Source organism: Streptomyces sp. NPDC059740 (genome assembly GCF_042733155.1).
Lineage (GTDB): Bacteria > Actinomycetota > Actinomycetes > Streptomycetales > Streptomycetaceae > Streptomyces.
The window spans coordinates 37,318-54,495 of sequence record NZ_JBHWGP010000027.1 but is presented as its reverse complement, the minus strand read 5'-3'; the positions used below and the strand labels follow the sequence as shown (position 1 = coordinate 54,495).

Genomic DNA, 17,178 nt, shown 5'->3' with positions numbered 1-17,178 from the left:
CTCTATCGGTGGTGTTTGCTGGTGGTGCGGGCTAGCTGAAGTGCGGCGTGCACCGCGGTGGGCAAGAGGAGGACCTTGACGCCGTGGCCGTCGTCGCCGTCCGGGACCGCCTTCTGCTTGTCGGCGATGAGCTGACAGCCGATGCAGCGGTGGGTGGTGGCGGTGTAGGCGTCCTCGTCGCCGCCGGCGTCCTCGTCCCACTCTTCGGGGCGGGTGCCGCACTCCGGGCAGCACTCGCGGCGCCAGGAGGCGTAGGCGAGGGCCTTGCGGCGGTCGAGGTCGGACCAGGTGCCGTCGCCGTGGCCGCGGAACTGGCTGTGGGGGATGCCCCAGCGGTCGCAGAGTTCCAACTCGGTGCGGAACGCCAGGTCATCCCTCAGCCTTTTCCCAGGTCGGTGCGGCCGGTGTGCTGGATGGACCAGGCGGCCTGCCACAGGGCGCGGGCGTCGGCGGCCGGCCAGGTGTCGAGGGCCTGGCGGGCGTAGTCGGCGGGCATGCCGTCAACGGACGCGGCGGAGATGAGGGCGGGGGCGAAGCTGTCCATGGCGAAGTCGGCGCCGTCGGCTTCCTCCTGCTCGGTGGCGGGGTGGGCGCGCTGAAGCTGCTCGAGGTCGGCGCGGGCCAGAGCACGGAAGCGCAGGACGATCGCCGTCTTGTCGAATCGCTTCTGGACGTCGGTGAGGCGGGCTCGGGCCTGCTGCGCGCGCTGCTCGAACATGGGGCGGTGCGGCTCGTCGTCGGGGCCGAGGTTGGCGAGGGTCTCGTCGGCGCCCGCGGCGTCGGTCTTGGCGGCGGCCAGTTCCTGGCGGAGGGCTTCGTCGTCGCAGATGGTGAACGTGGCGACGGCCGGCTTGAGCTGGTCGAGGCGCTTGGCGAGGGTGTCCCAGGTGCTGCTCATGTCGTGGTCTCCGAAGGTGTGGGGCGTGGGAAGGGGCCCCGGCCGGGCGCCGCCTGCCCAACGGCGCGCGCCTTCCCGGACGCGTGGTGCGCCCGGCCGGGAGATGGAGAGGTCAGGCGCCGGACGGCACGGTCTGGTTGAGGGCCGGCCGGTCGGTGATGACGAACTGGACGGTCACCTTCGCGGCCTCGTTGTCCGTGGAGTAGGACTTGGAGCAGGAGGCGACCTTGACGGGGAAGACGTCCAGGCCCTTCGCGGCCGGGGCGTCGCCCTTGGAGAAGATGCAGATGAAGCCGCTGGTGCCCTTGGCGAGGTCGGACTCGATGGTGGAGAGGGAGTCGTCCTCGTAGAACGTCAGGGAGGAGTCGGCGGCCGAGTCGTCGCCGTCGATCTTGCTGACGAACGTGGACGCCATGTCGGGCGTCTCGATGGGCTGGTTCTCTATGGACCAGCCGTCGATGGCGTTGATCTGCTCGGTGTAGTCGGTGCCGGCGGCGATCTCGGCGCTGGTGGGCAGGAGGTTCGCGTCGGCGATGGTCTCCAGAAACTTGATCTTGGTTGTGCCCTTGCGGTTGAACCTGGCCATAGCGGTGGGCCCCTTGAATCCGGGCCCGGGAGACCGGGCCCCTGCGGAATCTGTCGTGTCGGCCAGCGAGTGGCACGTCCGCGAGGGGTCCCGCCGCGGTGCGGTGATGCCCGACAGCGCGTCAGGCAGCGTCCAGGTAGAACCTGAACCGGATCACATAGGTGATGATCCCATCGTTCGGGTCAGACGTTGCCCCTACCTCGGTCGCTTCCCGCCGGTAACAGACGGCGCCGGGCACGGTGAGGGGCTGGGCGTAGCCGGTCGCCCCGCCCACGGCCCGGTCGAGGACGGCGGTGCGGGCGCGGTCGGCGAGCCACTCGGCCTGCTCCACCGTCCCTGTTGAGGCGGCCTGCCCGGGGGTGGGGCCGGACACGAACGTCGTCTGGTAGGTGGCGACGGCCCCGCGGTGCTGGTCTGCGAGCATCTGGTCGTCAGTGGAGTAGTCGAGGGGGTAGAGCAGCGTGTACGGGGGCGGGGCAGGGGTGCGGGCGGCGTCGAGGGGCACGGTGCCCACCCCGACGGGCCGGCCTGTGGCGGTGGCGAGGAGCTGCTGCACGGCGCCAGTGAGGGCGCGGCGGGAGATCACGCGTCACCCCTGAGGATCTCGCCAGCGGCAGTGCGCAGAGCGGCCTGTATGCGCGGGCCCAGCGCGGAGACCGCGGGTTCGACGTGCGGGTACGGGGGCTGGAAGTAGTGCCGGCCCAGGCTGTCGGTCATGTCCCAGAAGCCGAACTCCAGGCGCCGGCCCTGCGGGCGGTCCGTGCCGACCGTGGCCCCTCCCCCGCCGGAGACGGCGAACGGGGCGACGCGCCACGAGGAGCGGTAGTCACCGGTGATGACGTTGGGCCCGGGGCGGCCGGAGGCGTTGCTGCGGATGTCGTCGCGCAGGTGCTCGGCCTCCCGTCGCACGTTGCGCGCGATGGTCGGGGCGACGCGGTCGGCGGCATCCTCCAGGCGGGCGGCGAGGTCGTCGAGGTCCATCAGCCCTCCTGCTGGATCTGGTCGAGGGCGGTGATGCGCACCGCGGTGAGGGTCGCGGCCGTGCTGGGGTCGGTGACGCGCCACTGCCGACCGAGCAGCGTGGTGTCGCCGCCCGGGTGGACGGCGGTGACGGTGACGACCATGTCCCGTGCCGCGGCTGGCGCCGCGAGGGGGGTGAGGGCCTTGTACGGGGAGCGGGTCTCGTCCACCCACGGCTGCCCGGCAACAGGGATGCCGGCCACCCCGCCCGGGGCGGCGCCGGGCAGGACAGCGCCCTTGCCCTCGTAGACGACCGTGCCCTCCGGGTAGGTGTACTCCCCTGTGTCCTCGTTGAGGACGGGGGCGCCGGTGCCGGGCTGGGAGATGCGGACGGTGTCGAGGAGGACGAGGCTCTCGATCAGGCTGGCGACGCTGGAGAGGTCGATGCCGGGCATCAGGCGGCTCCTCTGGCCCAGTCGGTGAGGGTGGCGAGCATGGCCACGGCAACGGCGCCTTTGCCGCCTCCGAGGTCGGTGCGGGCCATCACGGCGCGGTCCAGCTCCAGCGGGTCGACGGCGGCGAGGAACTCGACGATCTGCTGGCGAGGGTCTGCGGGTTCGGCGACGGCGACGCGGGCGAGACCTTCCCACTCGACGGTGCTGGGCTGCCGGGTGTGGACGACGAGCGTGGGCAGGGTCCCGTGGACATCATGGCTGAGGGTGTAGCCGGTGACCTGCTCCTCGGGGAGGCGCTGCCCGTCGAGGTGGATGGTGACGTAGCCCGGGTGCGCCTCAATGCGTACACCGTAGGTCTGTGGCTGTGGTGGCGTGCTCACGTCGCCGCCTCGCTGCTCTCACGGAACTCCGAGAGGCTCATCACCCTCACCACAGGGTCTGACTCCACGTGCGTGACCTCGTGCGCCCACTCAGGCACCAGGTCGAGAGGCGGCTCCACGAGGAGAGGCACGGTTCGTGTGAACGCGGCGGGCCGCCCGGTGAGGACGTTCACCTCGAAGGCGCCGCCGTCACTGCGGTGGTGCTGGGTGAACGCGATCCACCAGGGCGCTTCGGAGATGCCCTCGCACGAGGTGACGCTCCCAGCGCAGCGGGGGACGAACTCCAAGGTGATCGGTTCGAGGGCCACGGCCTGGGGGTCGACCCCGTTGGCGGTGAGCCACTGACTGATGAGGGCGCGGACTGGCTCGGGTACAGACTGCCCGGACCAGACATGGAGGGTCTTTCGCCGCTTCGACTTGGCGTGGATCTCGTTCACAGGGGCGCTCCGAAGGTGATGTTGGTGCGGCCTCGCAGGTCGAGGCGGGGCAGGAACTCGCGGACACACCGCGGGTGGGCGGCGGGGTGGGCGAGGGCGTCGGCGACGGTGCGCAGGGTGCGGTTGGCGCGGTCGGGGTCGTCGTGTGATTCCCAGCCGCAGTCCGGGCCGTCCCGCACTTCGAGGAACGAGATGTCGAGGTCGTCGAGGGCGGTGCGGGCGGCGCCGGCGTTGGCTACCGCGACGGTCTGCCAGGAGGTGGCGGCCTGGGCCCAGGCGTGGGCGGGGTGGCGGTGGTCGCCGGCGTAGATGACGGTGTCGAGGCGGTGTTCTGCGAGAAGCTGGTCTGGGGCGAAGGCGGTGCCGCGGGCGGTGTCCTGTGCGACGCGGAGGAACGCCTGGGCGCGGCGCACGGTCTCGCGGACGCGTCCCATGAGGTCGGCGTAGTACTGGGCGGACAGGGCCGTTACGGCGGCTTGGTGGCGGGCGGTCCACGTCCAGGCGCTGGTGGGCCGGTCGGCCTGGTCGAGGAGTTGGTGGGCGCCCTCGCGGTAGATGAGGGGCAGGTCGGTCGCGGCCCACGCTTCGACGAAGGCGCCGGCGGTCTGGTTGAACGCGGCGATGCCGCGTTGGAACACCGCGGCGGCGGCGCGGATGCGGGTGGTGGCGCCGCGGCCCGGCCGGATGGCGGCCAGCGCAGTGAGGAGGCGGCGCTGCGCGGCGGCGAGGGCGTTCCACGCGGTGGTCAGGGCGCTGGTGGCACGGCTGATGTAGACAAGGAGGCGGGAGCGGAGGGTGCGGCGGCGGGTCGGGGTGGTCATCGGCGGGGCCTCTCGCGCAGGCGGATCACTCCGAAGTCGAAGGTGTCGCTGCCACCGGGGCCGGTCGGGTCATCGGGGGCGGGCGAGTCGCCCGCTTCGAGGGCGGTGATCTGCCGCTCGATGGCCTTGATGTTCTCGGCGTAGGCGACGGACACGACGCCCGAGACGGTGAGGCTGGCCGGTTGGGCGAGGAGGTCCGCGCGGCGCTGGTAGAGCACTTCAAGGGCGACAGCGCGGGCCGAGCCGAGCCGTGCGTAGCGGGCGTCGAGGTCGGTGGTGTCGGTGGCGGTGCCGAGCTGGGCGAGAAGCCAGGCGCGGGTGGCGTCGTCCATCACGGCCTCCAGCGGTGTGTGCGGGTTGGTTGGTCGGGTGGGGTGCGGGCCCCGGCGCCCCAGCGGGGGCCCGCACCAGGTGTCAGTCGCCTGCGCCCTCGTCGGCGACTGACTTCCGGCCCCGAGCCGGCTTCCGGGCCGCGGGTCGCGCGACCGGCTTGTCGCCCTCCTCGGCGCCAGACTGCTCCGGCGCCGAGTCGGAACTGGGCTCCTCCTGGGCGGCCGTGGCCACACCCGGAAGGACGCCGCCCTCCCAGCACGCCGGGTTCGTCACCAGCGCCGCGTAGCGCGGAGCAGGCTCCTCACCAGCGCGCAGGAGGATGTCGCGGTGACGCTCCGGATCGCGGACCCAGGTTGCGCGTGCGAGCTTGGCCACGGCGATCAGTCCTCGGACAGGACGGTCGCGGAGATGTGGAAGTTCGGCACGTACAGCACTGGCATGGCGATGGCGTTAGCCGTGGTGGAGAACTGCACCGGGTTCTCCTTCTTCTCGTAGGAGACGTAGATGCCCGGCTCCTGCGAGGCGACCAGCCCCGGGTTCTCACCGAGGTCCAGGTTGTCCTGCTCGGCGGTGACGCCGTACTGGGTCTCCGCCCACTGGTTCGGGCTCGGGGGGACCATGGCCCACAGGCTCTCCGGGGTGACCCGGATGTACTGGTCGTCCTGCCAGACCTGCTCGTCGTAGATCTCGATCGGCGGCAGGTTCCAGCGGGCGCGGACCGCGTTGACGTCCGGCGGCGCGAGGGTCGCGGACGGCGTGGTCTCCGGGCTGCTGCTGTTGTAGAACGCGGAGCGGTACTCCAGGTTCGACGCCAGGACGGACGCGGCACGCTCGGAGGTGATGACGCGGGCCGGCTTAGGGGCGCCGACGGACTTGAGGTAGCGAATCCACGCCATCTCGTCGGTGAGCGGGGTGGCGCCATCCTGGTCCCAGGGGATAGCGGCGACAGGCTTGTTCTCGTCGGGGACGTTCCAGTCGACGTCGAGGCCGACGCCCGGCAGGGTGACAACGCCGGAGGTCAGGAGCTGCCCGGCGGCGATCTCCTGCGCGATCTTGATCGACATGAAGTGCCGGTCGAGGTCGTCGTAGAGGGCGTCGAGGAACTCCTGGTCGTCCGCGCCGCGCCGGGCCTGGAAGAGGATGAGGTTGAGCTCACCCATCTCCAGGGTCTGGCCGACGGAGGGCAGCATGCCCTCGTTGACGACACGCTCGGCCTGCCGCTTCGCCAGGGCGTGCGGGGTGTCGAAGGCCCGGAACTTCGCGGCGTTGATGCGCCGCTTGTTGGACTCGATGCGGAACTTCGGCCCGTTGATCTTCCGCTCGGGGACGACCGTGCGCGTCAGGGCGAAGGTGGGAGGGATCTCCTGGCCGTTGACGTAGGCATTGACGTCCTCGGGAGTGACGCCCCGCAGGAGACGGTCAAGGGTGCTCATGGCTTCGGTCTCCTAGGGGTTACCGGTAGTGGATGGTGACGCCGGGGCGAGTTGCGGCGACGTCGTCAGGGTCGAAGGGGATGGGGCACTTGGCGGCAAACACTTCGCCGTGCCACAGCAGCGCCCCGGAGGTCTTGGTGGAGCCGGGCGCGAACAGGGACTCGGTGGCGAGGAACCCGGCGAGCTTCTCGGTGCCGTTGCTGGCGCTGGCGCCGCCGCCCGCGGTCGTGGTGGCGACGGTGACGGCTGGGGTGGTGCCGCCGGTGAGGTTGGTGGCGGAGGCGGTCATCTGGCCGACGTCCTCGCCCAGGTACTGGCCGGCGAACGCGATGACGACCGGGGTGCCGGGGTGCGGGCCGCCGGAGACGACGACGTCGCCCGGGTTGATGTTGGACAGGGCCTCCAGTGCCGTCTTCACCTGGGCGGCGGTGGCGTTGTAGGCGATGCCCGCGGTGGTCTGGCCCGAGAAGGTCAGGGTGTAGGTTCCGCCGGTGGGGGTGCCGGTGACGGTGACCGTCTGCACCTCGCTGGTGGGGCCGGCGTAGGGCTCGTACAGGCCGCTGGTGTCGTTCAGGCCGAGCGGCAGCCCGGACTTCAGGACGTTGCGGGGCTGGTAGGGGGTGCCCGGCTCGTAGTGGACCCCGGCGACGAACTTCGTCAGGTCCAGGGTGATGGTGTTGGCGTCGTGTGTGCCCACGAGGGAGGCGAGCCACGGCCGGTCGGCGGTGGCGGTCTCCTGGAGCACGGTCATGGGCTGGAAGTCGTTCACGACGTTCCTCTCCTCATGCGTGTGCGCTGGATGGGTTTCGGCTCCGCGGTGCGGTGCGCGTCCACGTGAGGAGAGGGCGTGGTCCCTGGCTTGTCGGTCAGGCGGCGTCGTTGTTGCGGGGGGCCTTGCCGCGGCGGCGGAGCATCTCCAGGCCGCGTTCGCCGGGCTTGGGCTGGGAGGCGCCGGGGCGGGGCATACCGGCTGCGGGGAGGCCGGTGGGCGCCATGGGTGCGGCGGGCTGAGCGGCGGGCGCCCCCGTGGCGCCGAAGAGCTCGGGGCGGCGCTCCTTGAGCTTGTCGGCGGCTTCGCGGACCTCTTCGTCGGTGGCGTCGTTGGTGACGCGCAGGAGGGCGGTGGCGTCCTCGAGGTCGTCGCCGGTGGCGCCGAGGGTGACCAGCAGTGCGCGGCGGCTAGCGGAGACCAGGGCGGCTTGGGCCTGCGCCTCGCGGGCGGCGAGTTGCCGTTCGCGGGTCTCCAGTTCCTGGACGCGGCGTTCGGTCTCGCTCATGGCTTCCTGTTCGGCCTTGCGGCGCTCATCGACGAAGGACCGGAGTCCGTTGACGTCTTCGAAGCCGAGGTCGGCTGCCAGTCGCTGGTTGCCGTTGCGGCGGCCGGCGTCCTTCTCGACGGTGAGGCGGCTCTCCAGCCAGTCACGCGAGACGATCAGTTCGCCTTCGGTCTCGGCGGGGCGCGGCTTGTTGGACTTGCGTTCCTGCGGGGGTGCCGCGGGTGCCGGGGCGATGTCGGCGGGGGTGGGCGTCTCGCCGCCGTCTGCGTAGAAGACGGCGTTGAAGGGGCCCGTGGGGTACGGGTGCGACCAGGTGGGCTGCTGGCGGCGCGGCATGGGGCGTAGTCCTCCCAGAGGAGTGTTGTTCGTCGGCCCCGCGCCTAGATCAGAGGATGGCAGAAATGTCATGACGTGTTGCCCCTACGTTGCCCCTGTCTGTCGTCTTCGCTGGTCGCAGCGGGGGTGGTGTCCTCGTCTGCGGGCTCGGTGGTGGGGAGGATGACGGCGGGTGGGGTGTCGTCGGGCTGGAGGTCGAGGCCGAGGTAGTCGCCGACGGCTTTGCTGTCGCCGGTGGCGTCGGCGAGAGTCTTGGCGTCGGTGAAGGAGCGGGACTGGATGCGTTCGATCTCCTCGCCGATGTCGTCGATGGGGAACCCGGCTTCGGACAGCATGCGTACCGCGGTCTCCAGCGACAGGACGTGGGAGGTGACGCCGTCGCGGACCATGTCGAGGACGGACTGGCGGTCGGTGGGTTTGTAGGAGCCCCAGGCGAGGCGGGCGTCGACGACGGGCCCGGTCCAGTCGGGGTGTGCGCCAGCCATGAAGAGGCGCTGGACGAACTTCAGCACCAGCCGGTAGGGGTGGGCGCGGGCGAGGTGCATGGAGTCCATGAGGGGGTCCATGGGCCCGTAGGACAGGGCGATGGAGAACCCGGACGGCGCCTTGGTGGGGTCGAGGGTGCCCAGCGCCACCGCGGGCATCCGGGCGTTGACCGACAGGCGGCTCTGGAGCTCCTCGGTCTTGTTGCGCAGCTCGGCGAGCATCGGGGAGGTGTCGACGGTGATGAGGTTGCCGCCCTCCCCCAGTTCCAGCATCAGGCCGGGCTCGACGCGCATCGACTCGGTGCGCCGGCCGCCCTTGGCGCCGGGGTTGACCAGGCCGATGATCGGGGCGCCGGTCGTCGCGGATGCCTGGGAGGAGTCGGTGTCGGTGCCTTGGATCTCGTCGAAGAGTTGCATGAGGTTGGCCAGCGACGACTCGCCCCAGTGCCCGTCCTCGGGGACCGTGTTGGGCACGTGGACGACCGGGAGGAAGTCCAGGTGGAGGTCGAGGTGGTCGAGGACTTCCCCGTCGGGGCCGGTGAGGTAGGTGGCGTAGCGCTCGTCGAGGGTGTGGATGTCCTGGTCGGCCTTGATGTCATCCAGGAGCCACTCGGCATCGGTGAGGTAGCAGGTGAGGGTGGACGGCTCGTCGTTCCACGGGTAGTGGCGGCTGATGGCCTCGGCGGCCGGATCGTAGACGTCGCCCTTGTACAACAGCGGGGTGGCGCCGTCGGGCTGGAACGCGGGCACGCGGCGGGGCCGGCGCGGGTCGGAGTCGGCGTCGGGGAGTGTGGCGGTACCGATGGGCGCGAGCTCGTAGGTGACGCGGCGCAGCTTCCGGCGGCTGTCGGGATCGCGCGGGTCGGGTTCGATCTCCCACGCGAAGTGGACGCGGGTCGGGTAGTCGGCGGAGTCGCCGGCGTTGTCAGGCAGGTCGGGGAAGTAGAAGCCGGGGTCGATGACGGAGAGACGGGGGCGGCGCTTGGCGGCGTCCCAGGCCAGGAGATAGACGCCGTCGCCCTCGCGGACGGTCTTGCGCTCGTTCTGCTGGATGCGCAGGGCGAGGAGCTCGTCCTCTGCCCACTTCCGCAACCGCTCTTGCACGGCCGCGGCGTGCACGGCTTCAAGTTCGGGGGTGGTGCCGTCGGCGGGCTCGGCGTCTTCGGCGCCGGGCACGGTGATGGTCTGCTCGGAGCCCAGGAGATGGGAGACGAGAGCGGAGACGAGCATGGCAGGATCGCCGAACTCGCGACGCTCAGAGGCGTCAGTGCCGTCCTGGATGGCGGCGACCTGCCACGCCTGATTGTGGCCGTAGGCAGCGTAGAGGGTGTAGGCGGCTAGGCGACGCTGGTCTTCTCGGGGCACCCACCCGCGGCGGGCGGCGGGGAAGACCTCACGGTTGGGCTGTTGGTAGACGTCGTCGGCGTAGGCGCGCTTGTAGTTGAGCGCGCCCCACCGGTCGACGATGAAGTTCCTGAACAGGCCCACGGGTCGCCCTCCCGGACGTGTGTAGAGCAGGCCCCGCGCCTGATCGTCAGGGTACGGGCATCCGGCTGGGGCGTTGCCCCTGCTGGGTCAGCGGCGCCCCCGGGGCGTGCGGCGGCTGTAGCTGCCGACCTGAAGGTCGGTGGAGGGGTCTGCCAGCTCGGTGAGGGCGTGGACGGCGGCATCCATGCGGTCTGGGGAGTCCATGCCGGGCAGCCACGTCACCATCTGCGTCTCCAGCGTCGGCCACTCCCCCACGTGGTGGACGAGGCCCTGCTCATAGAGCTGTGCGATCGGCTCCGCGCGCAGGCGCTTGCCCTGCTTGGCGTTGACCTCCACGATCCGCGGCATCGGCATCCCCTGCGTCAGGCCCTGGCGCTCCAGCTCCTGCCACGCCTGGACGAGCACCTGCCGCGTCATGTCGCCCCCGAAGTTCGTCTCCACCACCAGGGCGTCAGCGTGCAGTTCAACGGCGAGGAGACAGGCTTCGCGGCCCCAGGCGTTGGCACCGTGCCGGCCGGAGCGGTCGGCGAGGACGTACAGCTCCCCGTCGGCGGTGCGACCGGCGGCGACGATGCCCGTCTCGTCGTTGGCGGTGCCGGCGCCGCCGGAGGGGTCGATGGCGACGACGATGCGCGACAGGTCGATGCCGCGGAAGGCTGCGGGGCTGATGCGGTTGGCGGTGATCCACGCCCACTGCCACACGCCGCCTTCGAGGGGGCGGGGTTGCTGCTGGTAGAGGGCCCACCACACGCGCTCGCCGACGCTCTTGCGGATACGGGCGTAGTCCTCGGCGCTGTACCGGTCCGGCCACAGCGCCTCGCCGACCTTTCGGCCCAGCGGGTCGTTCTCGGAGAGGGCGAGGGCGGGCAGGTCGATGACGATCCAGTCCTCGGGCTCTTCCTTCAGGAGTCGGCCGGAGAGGTCGTCGTCGTCCCAGCGGGTGTTCACGAGGAGCACGGAGCCCTGGGGTTCGAGGCGGGTGAGGAGGACGGACTGCCACCAGTCCCACACTCGCTCGCGCTGGGTGGGTGAGCCGGCGTCCTCGGCGCCTTTGAAGGGGTCGTCCACGCAGGCTACGTGTGCGCCGCGGCCGGTCAGCGGGCCTCCGACGCCTGCGGTGACCATGCCGCCTTCGTGGCCGTCGATGTCGAAGCGGTTGGCGGCCTGGGAGCCGTAGCGGAGGTTGATGCCGAGGGTGGGGGCGTGCTCGGTGATGGTGTTGCGTATCCAGCGGCCGTGGTCGTCGGCGAGGTGCGCGGCGTAGGAGGCGAGCATCATGCGGTGGTCGGGCTGGCGTCGGAGATACCAGACGGGCCCCCACCGAGAGGTGCGGCGGGACTTCCCAGCGCGTGGAGGCATGGTCACCATCGCGCGGATGCGCTCGCCGGCCGCGATGCGCTGGTAGATGCGGTCGATGATGTCGAGGTGGGGGGCCTGTATCTCCTTTCCGACGGTGAGCAGTGCGGCGAGGGAGCCGGGTGAGCGGTCCATGGCCATCTGCCGCTCCACCCAGGCCAGGCGCAGCCGCACCTCGGGGCTGGCGGCCGCGGCGATACGGCGCCGCTCGCTGGCGGGGAGGGTGCGGTAGTGGTCGAGGAGCGCGCCCTCGAGGGGGTTGTCAGTCGCTGTGGTCACCGGCGTCGCCCGCGGGGTCGGCGGTCGGGGTGTCTCCTGTGATGGCGATGAGCTGGTCGAGTTCGGCCAGGGCACCGGTGCCCAGTGGCACGGCGCCGCCGTCGGGGCCGGAGAGTTCGGTGCGGACGGGGGCGTCGAGGCCGTTGAGTTTGGCGCGGCGGTCCATGAGGCGCAGGACGGTGTCGACGGCCCGCATGTCGAGTTCCTCGCCGACCTGCTCGCCGTCGCGGTTGAAGACCGGGGTGGGCGTGGTGGCGCGGGGCCAGGCGGCTTCGAGGAGGGCGTCGAGGCGTTCGTTCTCCTGTTGCCGGTAGACGGTGACCTCGGTGGCTTCCTCGTCGTAGTGGGCTTTGAGGGCGCGGGTGACGTCCTTGCGGGCGGCGTTGGGGCTGGCGTAGCCGAGGGCGAGGATGCGCTCGTCGTCGAAGCGCACGCCCTGGCGGCGCAGGCGTAGGAGGACGGTGCGTCGCTGCCTGGTCTCGTCTTGTTGGAGTTTGCTGGCAGGCATGGTGGTGCTTTCTGATGGTGATGGGCCCCGCGCCATGTTCATCATTCACCAGTTGAGGTTTCGCTGTTGCCCTCGTCTGAGGGAGCCAGCCCGGCATCGTCGCTGCTACCAGTGATGCTGATGAGCGTGTGCAGTTCGTCCAGGGTGCCACCGCCAAGGGGGATAGCTCCGCCGTCCGGTCCCGAGAGTTCAGTGCGCACGGGGGCGTCTAGGCCAAGGAGCTTGCAGCGTTGCGCGATGACCTTCAAAACGGTCTCGATGGCCTTCAGGTCACCCTTGGCCGCAGCGGGCCAGGCTGCGGCTTGTAGACGGTCTAGGCGCTGCGCCTCGATCTCGCGCCATGTCTCGACTGCGGCTTCCTCTTCGGCGCGGAAGGCGTCGAAGGCGCGGCAGAGGTCCTTGGAGGCGGCGCCGCGGCTGGCGTAGCCGAGGCGCTCGGCGATTGTTTCGTAATCCATGCCAGCGAGACGCAGTCGGATGGCGTCCGCGCGGCGCTTTGCTGTCTGAGCTTGCTTTGCCTTGGACGCGGGCATCAGTCGTCCGCCTCACCCTGGGTGAAGTTGTGCGGTACGCCGGTGGACTCGAGGACAGGCTGGGTACCGGTGTGCAGTTGGTAACGGCGGCAGATGACGTCTACGTATCGCGGGTCCAACTCCACGAGGCGGGCGCGGCGGCCGGTGGTGTGGGCGGCGATGAGGGTGGAGCCGGAGCCGCCGAACGGCTCGTAGACGATGCCGCCGGGCGGGCAGGAGTTGGCAAGGCAGCGGGTGATCAGCTCGACGGGCTTCATCGTGGGGTGGTCCTCGCTGCGCGGGGGCTTGGCCACTTCGAGGACGCTGGTCTGTGCGTTGTCGCCGTACCAGCGGTCGCCTCCGCGGCCGAGGCGTCCGGAGCCGGGTTCGGGGTCGGTGAAGCCGTAGAGGATCGGCTCGTGCCGGTAGTGGTAGTCGGAGCGTCCGAGAACGAGTGCGTCCTTGACCCAGATGAGGTTCTGTCGGAGGTCCCATCCGGCTTGGAGGAAGGCGTTGGCGAAGTCGAGCGACAACGGGCCGGGGGGGGTGGGCGATGTAGACGGGGGCGCCGGGCTTGAGGGCGGCGGTGGCGACGGCGAAGGCGCCGGCGAGGAGTTCGGGGAGGCCGTCAGCGCCGTCGTTCTGGATGGTGAGGGCGTCCTTGGTCTTGCCGACGTAGTCGACGCCGTAGGGCGGGTCGGTCCACATGCAGTGGGCGCGGTCGCCGTCGAGCATGGCTTCAACGGCGGCGATGTCGGTGGAGTCGCCGCAGAGGAGGCGGTGGGGGCCGAGGTGCCACACGTCGCCGGGCTTGGATATGGGGTCGGTGGGGGGCTCGGGGAGGGAGTCGGGGTCGGTGAGGGCTTCGGGTTCTTCGGGGACGTAGAGGAGAGCGTCGACGTCTTCCTGGGTGTAGCCGGTGCCTTCGTATGAGTCCAGGTAGGAGAGAAGCTCGGCGAGGGCGTCGCGGTCGTAGTCGCCCAGCTCGGCGGTTCTGTTGTCGGCCAGGTTGATCCGGCGGGCGGTGCCCTCGTCGCAGCGGACGATCTCGCAGCGTGCGGTGGGGTGGCCTTCGGCGGCGAGTGCCTGCATGGTGTGGTTGCCCGCCAAGACGATCAGGGGCCCACCGGGGATTTCGCGGACGACGAGGCTGCGGTACTGGCCGTTGCGGCGCAGGCTGGCACGAATGGTTTCGACGTCCCCACGTTTGGCGTTGCCCGGGAACGAGGTGAGTTCGTCGAGTGGGACATCTACGGTGCGCTGGTATTGGGCGCTGTCGGTCTCAGGCATTGGCGGTCGAGGCTCCCACTGTCTCGTTGCGCTGTTGTCAGGCCCCGCGCCTACCGCCCATGATCCCCGGTTTCGTCGGTTTCCTTCCCCCTGTCGAGCAGATGGTGCGATCCTCCGGGCATGCGAAGACGACGGGTGGGGGCCGCTGCCGTGTGCGCGGCGACGGTGTTGGCGCTGGGTGGCTGCTCGGGTACGGGGCAGGGGGACGGCAAGGCGTCGGCGAGGCCGGCCCCGGCGAGCAAGACGGCAGAACCGTCGGAGGAGCCGACGCCGGAGGAGACGTGGCCGGACACCCCGGCAGGCCGTCTGGACAAGCTGGCCGACGCGAAGGGCTGGCTGGTGGATGGGGACACGGCGTCGGCCTACGTGGACGACATCTGCGAGTCGATGTCGGTCCAGAAGGCGCACGGCAACGACCCGGCCGAGTGGCTCATGGTGTCGCAGACGCCGGACTCGGACGAGCGGCAGGCGCTGAAGGCCGGCATGCCGGGGCTGTGCTCGAAGTGGTGGCCGGCGGTGCGGAAGGCGCTGGGCGGGGACTTCGTGCACACCTACACCGACGGCACGTACGTGGTGAAGGCCAAGCCGAAGGACTTCCTGGAGCAGATCGCTCCGGGCACGTATCGGACGACGGACCCGGATGATGGCTGCTACTGGGAGCGGACGTCGTCGGGCGGGGGCATCTTGGCCAACCAGTACGCGACGAGTGCGCGGGCGATGACGGTGACGGTGCGGGCGTCGGATGGGCAGTTCACGTCGCGTGGCTGCGGGACGTGGAAGCCGGTGAAGTAGGGGCGGCCCCGCCTGGGGGTGTGGCGGGGCCGCGGCCGGGCCGTCTGCCCACGGCCGGCGGTGCGCCTGAGCCCGTCACGGGGGCGCACGTCGTTGGGCACGGCCCGCGCCCTCTCGCCGCGGCGCGGGGACACTACGGCTCGGCGGCGGGGCCGTGCACTCCTGATGGTGGTGCACGGCCCCGGTTCTGTCTGGCGTGTGTTCCCCCTGCGCAGGTCAGGTGTGGTGTGGCCTACCGCACACACCTAGACTCGAACACATGAGCGAGCTTCCTGCGGATGTGGAGCGCCTGCGGCAGATCGAGGCGTGGCTGCTTCGGCAGTACCGGGAGACGGCGACGGTGGGCCGGTATCTGGAGGTGCAAATCGGTCGGGTGCAGGAGGCGATCGCCGCGGCGTCCGGTGGCCGGTCCGCGGACGCAGAGCCGGGGATGGGTCCGGGGCATGGCGGCGGTCACGGGCGGGAACCCCGCGGCCGTCGGGGTGGTCCGCCGGCGGGGGTGCCGGTGCAGCCGGAGTGGGTGCTGGAGGTGGAGCGGCTCAGCGGTGCCGCGCGGACGCCGGTGCGGGTGCATGCCGGGGACTGCGGGCAGCAGGGCGCCGCCCGGAGCCTGTCCCGGGAGGAGGCCGTGCGCGCACTGCGGGAGGGCGTGGGCCCGTGTCCGTTCTGCCGACCGGAGCTGCGCCTGGGCATATCGGTGGACGACCCGGCGTGAGGCGGGCATGAAGCAGCCCCCGTCCCGGGTGTAGGGCGGGGGCTTTGTCGTGCGGGCCGACGGTCAGCCGTGGTGCCAGGGCGGTCGTCCTCCGCTGGCCCAGCGGGTCAGGCGCCGCGCGTCGATGAGAGTCAGGGGTCGGGCGAGTTCAGCGTTGGCCCGCTCGGCGTCCCGTGTGAAGCCGGAGGTGGTGACGATGACGGCCTGGTCGGCGCGGTGGTAGTCACGGAACGTGCCGTTGGCGGTGTAGATGACGGGGGCTCCGACGCGGTTGGACGTGGCGTAGCGCTTGCACTGGATGGCGATGCGGCGGCCGTCGTGGAGTTGGACGAGTACGTCGAGGCCGCGGTCGTTGGCGCCGCCTTGCACGGTGGCGGTGTGGACGTTGGGGTCGCGGCGTGCGAGGTCGGCGATGGCGTGCTCGAATCCGGTGGGGCTCATGGCCTGGTAGGCGGCGACCGAGTAGGCGAAGCCGGTGGTGCCGGTCGCCGCGGGGCGGGCGGGGAGGTGGAGGCGCCCGGTGCGGTGCAGCAACCAGGCGGTGCCGCCGGCCGCGGCGAGGACGAGGAGGGTGAGGGCGAGGGCCGGGTAGGCGTAGAAGAAGCCGATGATCACCGCGGCGGCGAGGGCGGCGCCGCCGAGGCTGGTCTGCTGGCGCCTGCGACGGGCGGGGCGCCGGTAGGGCCTGTGAGTGGTGCGCGCGGCGGGGCGGCGGGTGCGTGAGGCGGGTCGCCGGCGTCGGGTGGGTGTGGCCATGGTGTCCCCCTGTGGTCTGTGATCAGTGTCGATGGGTGCCGGTGGTCGCGTCGCCGGGTCGGTGAGGGTTGGCTCGATCCGGTCGTGGTCACCGGGCGACAACCGGCCGGTGCAGGTCCCGGTGGACGAGGTGCGCCGGGACGCCGGCGTCGGTGAGGCGCTGGTGGAGGGCGGCGGCCACTGTCGCTGCGCGGTGCCGGCCGCCTGCGCAGCCGACGGCGACAGCGGTGGGCCCGGTTGAGGGCCCGGCGAGGTAGCCGTGGACGGCGTGGGTGAGGGCGTCGATGACGGCGGGGATGCCTGGGGTGTTCAGGACGGCGTCGCGCACCGCCTGGTCGTGGGCGGTCATGTGGCGCAGTTCAGGGGCGACGTGCGGGTCGCGGAAGTGGGTGCGGAGGTCGGCGGTGAGGTGTGCTTCGGGGGCGGGGGCGTGGAGGTAGCCGAAGCTGGTGACGGTGACGGGCATGGGGTTTCTCCTTGGTGTGGGCGTGGCTGAGCCCCCGGTCCCCTGTGGGTGCCGGGGGCTCTGGTGTCGGGTGCGGTGGCGGGTTGGCCGGTCACCGCTTGGTGGTGTTGGTGGTGACGTTCGTCGGGGCGCTGGCTTTGCCCCACCAGGAGGCGGAGACGTTGGCGTTGACCGTGGTGGTGTTGACGACGTGGTTGATGGTCTTGCGGCCGAAGACCTTCGCGGCGAGGACAGCGGCGGCGAGGACGAGGGCGGTGCCGGTGCCGACGCCGGAGGCGGCGTTGACGGCCTCCCCCACTCCCCAGCCGATGCCGGCGGCGGCCGGGCCGGTGGCGAGGAGGATCTGGGCGCGGGGGTCGACGCCGGTCCGTGGCGCTGGTGCGGGTGCGGGGGCCGCGGCCGGTACGGCGGTGAAGTGGGACTTGGGCATGGGGACCATCCGGCCGTAGGCGTCTGGGATGTAGATGACGGGTTCGCGCTGACCTGTGTGGTCGAGAGCGGGTTCGCCCCAGCTGTCGGGCAGGGCGTCGGGGAGGTTGATGGGCGGGCCGTCGGGCATGCCGGGGGCGAACCGGTTGACGGGCTGCTTCTGGTCGGGGTTGGTGGTCACGCTGG

General features: G+C 71.3%; 25 protein-coding genes. 3 read left to right on the top strand and 22 right to left on the bottom strand.

The window, feature by feature from the left end:
• Positions 1-2: 2 nt before the first annotated feature.
• The 19 genes from ACFV3R_RS25390 to ACFV3R_RS25300 form a co-directional block, all read right to left on the bottom strand.
• Entirely contained in the window at positions 3-350 is a 348-nt protein-coding gene (locus ACFV3R_RS25390; RefSeq protein WP_385587542.1) for a hypothetical protein, read from the bottom strand.
• Positions 351-376: 26 nt separating this feature from the next.
• Positions 377-898 carry a hypothetical protein gene (locus ACFV3R_RS25385; RefSeq protein WP_385587539.1) on the bottom strand — a complete coding sequence of 174 codons (522 nt, stop codon included), beginning with the start codon at positions 896-898 and terminating at the stop codon, positions 377-379.
• A 112-nt stretch (positions 899-1,010) separates the two neighbouring features.
• Positions 1,011-1,484 (bottom strand): hypothetical protein, encoded by a 474-nt coding sequence (locus ACFV3R_RS25380; protein WP_385587536.1) that lies wholly within the window; start codon positions 1,482-1,484, stop codon positions 1,011-1,013.
• A 121-nt stretch (positions 1,485-1,605) separates the two neighbouring features.
• Positions 1,606-2,070 (bottom strand): hypothetical protein, encoded by a 465-nt coding sequence (locus ACFV3R_RS25375; protein ID WP_385587533.1) that lies wholly within the window; start codon positions 2,068-2,070, stop codon positions 1,606-1,608.
• The gene (locus ACFV3R_RS25370) at positions 2,067-2,465 is read right to left on the bottom strand and encodes an HK97 gp10 family phage protein (protein WP_385587530.1); all 399 of its coding nucleotides are present in this window, start codon (positions 2,463-2,465) and stop codon (positions 2,067-2,069) included. The genes ACFV3R_RS25375 and ACFV3R_RS25370 overlap by 4 nt, the downstream gene beginning before the upstream one ends.
• The gene (locus ACFV3R_RS25365; protein ID WP_385587527.1) at positions 2,465-2,899 is read right to left on the bottom strand and encodes a DUF6093 family protein; all 435 of its coding nucleotides are present in this window, start codon (positions 2,897-2,899) and stop codon (positions 2,465-2,467) included. The genes ACFV3R_RS25370 and ACFV3R_RS25365 overlap by 1 nt, the downstream gene beginning before the upstream one ends.
• Positions 2,899-3,279: a hypothetical protein gene (locus tag ACFV3R_RS25360; protein WP_385587524.1), complete on the bottom strand. Its 381-nt coding sequence runs from the start codon at positions 3,277-3,279 to the stop codon at positions 2,899-2,901. The genes ACFV3R_RS25365 and ACFV3R_RS25360 overlap by 1 nt, the downstream gene beginning before the upstream one ends.
• Positions 3,276-3,716 carry a hypothetical protein gene (locus tag ACFV3R_RS25355; RefSeq protein WP_385587521.1) on the bottom strand — a complete coding sequence of 147 codons (441 nt, stop codon included), beginning with the start codon at positions 3,714-3,716 and terminating at the stop codon, positions 3,276-3,278. Before ACFV3R_RS25355 ends, ACFV3R_RS25360 begins: the two co-directional genes overlap by 4 nt.
• Positions 3,713-4,537: a hypothetical protein gene (locus ACFV3R_RS25350; RefSeq protein WP_385587518.1), complete on the bottom strand. Its 825-nt coding sequence runs from the start codon at positions 4,535-4,537 to the stop codon at positions 3,713-3,715. The genes ACFV3R_RS25355 and ACFV3R_RS25350 overlap by 4 nt, the downstream gene beginning before the upstream one ends.
• Entirely contained in the window at positions 4,534-4,869 is a 336-nt protein-coding gene (locus tag ACFV3R_RS25345) for a hypothetical protein (RefSeq protein ID WP_385587515.1), read from the bottom strand. The genes ACFV3R_RS25350 and ACFV3R_RS25345 overlap by 4 nt, the downstream gene beginning before the upstream one ends.
• An 82-nt stretch (positions 4,870-4,951) precedes the next feature.
• Positions 4,952-5,245 (bottom strand): hypothetical protein, encoded by a 294-nt coding sequence (locus tag ACFV3R_RS25340; protein ID WP_385587512.1) that lies wholly within the window; start codon positions 5,243-5,245, stop codon positions 4,952-4,954.
• A gap of 5 nt (positions 5,246-5,250) precedes the next feature.
• Positions 5,251-6,303, bottom strand: a complete 1,053-nt coding sequence (locus tag ACFV3R_RS25335; protein ID WP_385587509.1) for a major capsid protein — start codon at positions 6,301-6,303, stop codon at positions 5,251-5,253.
• A gap of 19 nt (positions 6,304-6,322) precedes the next feature.
• Complete coding sequence (locus tag ACFV3R_RS25330; protein ID WP_385587506.1) at positions 6,323-7,072, bottom strand: hypothetical protein; 750 nt, start codon at positions 7,070-7,072, stop codon at positions 6,323-6,325.
• 97 nt (positions 7,073-7,169) lie between these two features.
• Positions 7,170-7,916 (bottom strand): hypothetical protein, encoded by a 747-nt coding sequence (locus ACFV3R_RS25325; RefSeq protein WP_385587503.1) that lies wholly within the window; start codon positions 7,914-7,916, stop codon positions 7,170-7,172.
• Between the two features lie 68 nt (positions 7,917-7,984).
• The gene (locus ACFV3R_RS25320; RefSeq protein WP_385587500.1) at positions 7,985-9,889 is read right to left on the bottom strand and encodes a hypothetical protein; all 1,905 of its coding nucleotides are present in this window, start codon (positions 9,887-9,889) and stop codon (positions 7,985-7,987) included.
• An 87-nt stretch (positions 9,890-9,976) separates the two neighbouring features.
• On the bottom strand, positions 9,977-11,524 hold the full coding sequence (locus ACFV3R_RS25315) for a terminase large subunit domain-containing protein (protein WP_385587497.1): 1,548 nt from the start codon (positions 11,522-11,524) through the stop codon (positions 9,977-9,979).
• Positions 11,508-12,032 carry a hypothetical protein gene (locus tag ACFV3R_RS25310; protein ID WP_385587494.1) on the bottom strand — a complete coding sequence of 175 codons (525 nt, stop codon included), beginning with the start codon at positions 12,030-12,032 and terminating at the stop codon, positions 11,508-11,510. The genes ACFV3R_RS25315 and ACFV3R_RS25310 overlap by 17 nt, the downstream gene beginning before the upstream one ends.
• Before the next feature lie 41 nt (positions 12,033-12,073).
• On the bottom strand, positions 12,074-12,565 hold the full coding sequence (locus tag ACFV3R_RS25305; RefSeq protein WP_385587491.1) for a hypothetical protein: 492 nt from the start codon (positions 12,563-12,565) through the stop codon (positions 12,074-12,076).
• On the bottom strand, positions 12,565-13,077 hold the full coding sequence (locus ACFV3R_RS25300; RefSeq protein ID WP_385587488.1) for a DNA-methyltransferase: 513 nt from the start codon (positions 13,075-13,077) through the stop codon (positions 12,565-12,567). The genes ACFV3R_RS25305 and ACFV3R_RS25300 overlap by 1 nt, the downstream gene beginning before the upstream one ends.
• Before the next feature lie 13 nt (positions 13,078-13,090).
• Between ACFV3R_RS25300 and ACFV3R_RS25295 the strand changes: the two genes are divergently transcribed.
• The 3 genes from ACFV3R_RS25295 to ACFV3R_RS25285 all read left to right on the top strand — a co-directional run bounded on the left by ACFV3R_RS25295 (position 13,091) and on the right by ACFV3R_RS25285 (position 15,341).
• Positions 13,091-13,477, top strand: a complete 387-nt coding sequence (locus ACFV3R_RS25295; protein WP_385587485.1) for a hypothetical protein — start codon at positions 13,091-13,093, stop codon at positions 13,475-13,477.
• Between the two features lie 477 nt (positions 13,478-13,954).
• Positions 13,955-14,626, top strand: coding sequence for a hypothetical protein (locus tag ACFV3R_RS25290; protein WP_385587482.1), 672 nt, complete (start codon positions 13,955-13,957; stop codon positions 14,624-14,626).
• A 259-nt stretch (positions 14,627-14,885) separates the two neighbouring features.
• Positions 14,886-15,341: a DUF6233 domain-containing protein gene (locus ACFV3R_RS25285; protein ID WP_385587479.1), complete on the top strand. Its 456-nt coding sequence runs from the start codon at positions 14,886-14,888 to the stop codon at positions 15,339-15,341.
• Positions 15,342-15,404: 63 nt separating this feature from the next.
• On the opposite strand, the gene ACFV3R_RS25280 is transcribed toward ACFV3R_RS25285, so the two are convergent.
• From ACFV3R_RS25280 to ACFV3R_RS25270, 3 genes are all read right to left on the bottom strand, one after another.
• Positions 15,405-16,097: a restriction endonuclease gene (locus ACFV3R_RS25280; protein ID WP_385587476.1), complete on the bottom strand. Its 693-nt coding sequence runs from the start codon at positions 16,095-16,097 to the stop codon at positions 15,405-15,407.
• An 88-nt stretch (positions 16,098-16,185) separates the two neighbouring features.
• Positions 16,186-16,563: an ATPase gene (locus tag ACFV3R_RS25275; protein ID WP_385587473.1), complete on the bottom strand. Its 378-nt coding sequence runs from the start codon at positions 16,561-16,563 to the stop codon at positions 16,186-16,188.
• A 91-nt stretch (positions 16,564-16,654) separates the two neighbouring features.
• Complete coding sequence (locus tag ACFV3R_RS25270) at positions 16,655-17,173, bottom strand: hypothetical protein (protein ID WP_385587470.1); 519 nt, start codon at positions 17,171-17,173, stop codon at positions 16,655-16,657.
• Positions 17,174-17,178: the final 5 nt, after the last annotated feature.

Bases quoted from the DNA above. Each gene is read 5' to 3' on its own strand.
- ACFV3R_RS25310 (WP_385587494.1), bottom strand. From the start codon at position 12,032: ATGCCTGCCAGCAAACTCCAACAAGACGAGACCAGGCAGCGACGCACC.
- ACFV3R_RS25380 (WP_385587536.1), bottom strand. From the start codon at position 1,484: ATGGCCAGGTTCAACCGCAAGGGCACAACCAAGATCAAGTTTCTGGAG.
- ACFV3R_RS25345 (WP_385587515.1), bottom strand. From the start codon at position 4,869: ATGGACGACGCCACCCGCGCCTGGCTTCTCGCCCAGCTCGGCACCGCC.
- ACFV3R_RS25385 (WP_385587539.1), bottom strand. From the start codon at position 898: ATGAGCAGCACCTGGGACACCCTCGCCAAGCGCCTCGACCAGCTCAAG.
- ACFV3R_RS25280 (WP_385587476.1), bottom strand. From the start codon at position 16,097: ATGGCCACACCCACCCGACGCCGGCGACCCGCCTCACGCACCCGCCGC.
- ACFV3R_RS25285 (WP_385587479.1), top strand. From the start codon at position 14,886: ATGAGCGAGCTTCCTGCGGATGTGGAGCGCCTGCGGCAGATCGAGGCG.
- ACFV3R_RS25370 (WP_385587530.1), bottom strand. From the start codon at position 2,465: ATGGACCTCGACGACCTCGCCGCCCGCCTGGAGGATGCCGCCGACCGC.
- ACFV3R_RS25275 (WP_385587473.1), bottom strand. From the start codon at position 16,563: ATGCCCGTCACCGTCACCAGCTTCGGCTACCTCCACGCCCCCGCCCCC.
- ACFV3R_RS25365 (WP_385587527.1), bottom strand. From the start codon at position 2,899: ATGCCCGGCATCGACCTCTCCAGCGTCGCCAGCCTGATCGAGAGCCTC.
- ACFV3R_RS25325 (WP_385587503.1), bottom strand. From the start codon at position 7,916: ATGCCGCGCCGCCAGCAGCCCACCTGGTCGCACCCGTACCCCACGGGC.
- ACFV3R_RS25335 (WP_385587509.1), bottom strand. From the start codon at position 6,303: ATGAGCACCCTTGACCGTCTCCTGCGGGGCGTCACTCCCGAGGACGTC.
- ACFV3R_RS25305 (WP_385587491.1), bottom strand. From the start codon at position 12,565: ATGCCCGCGTCCAAGGCAAAGCAAGCTCAGACAGCAAAGCGCCGCGCG.
- ACFV3R_RS25350 (WP_385587518.1), bottom strand. From the start codon at position 4,537: ATGACCACCCCGACCCGCCGCCGCACCCTCCGCTCCCGCCTCCTTGTC.
- ACFV3R_RS25290 (WP_385587482.1), top strand. From the start codon at position 13,955: ATGCGAAGACGACGGGTGGGGGCCGCTGCCGTGTGCGCGGCGACGGTG.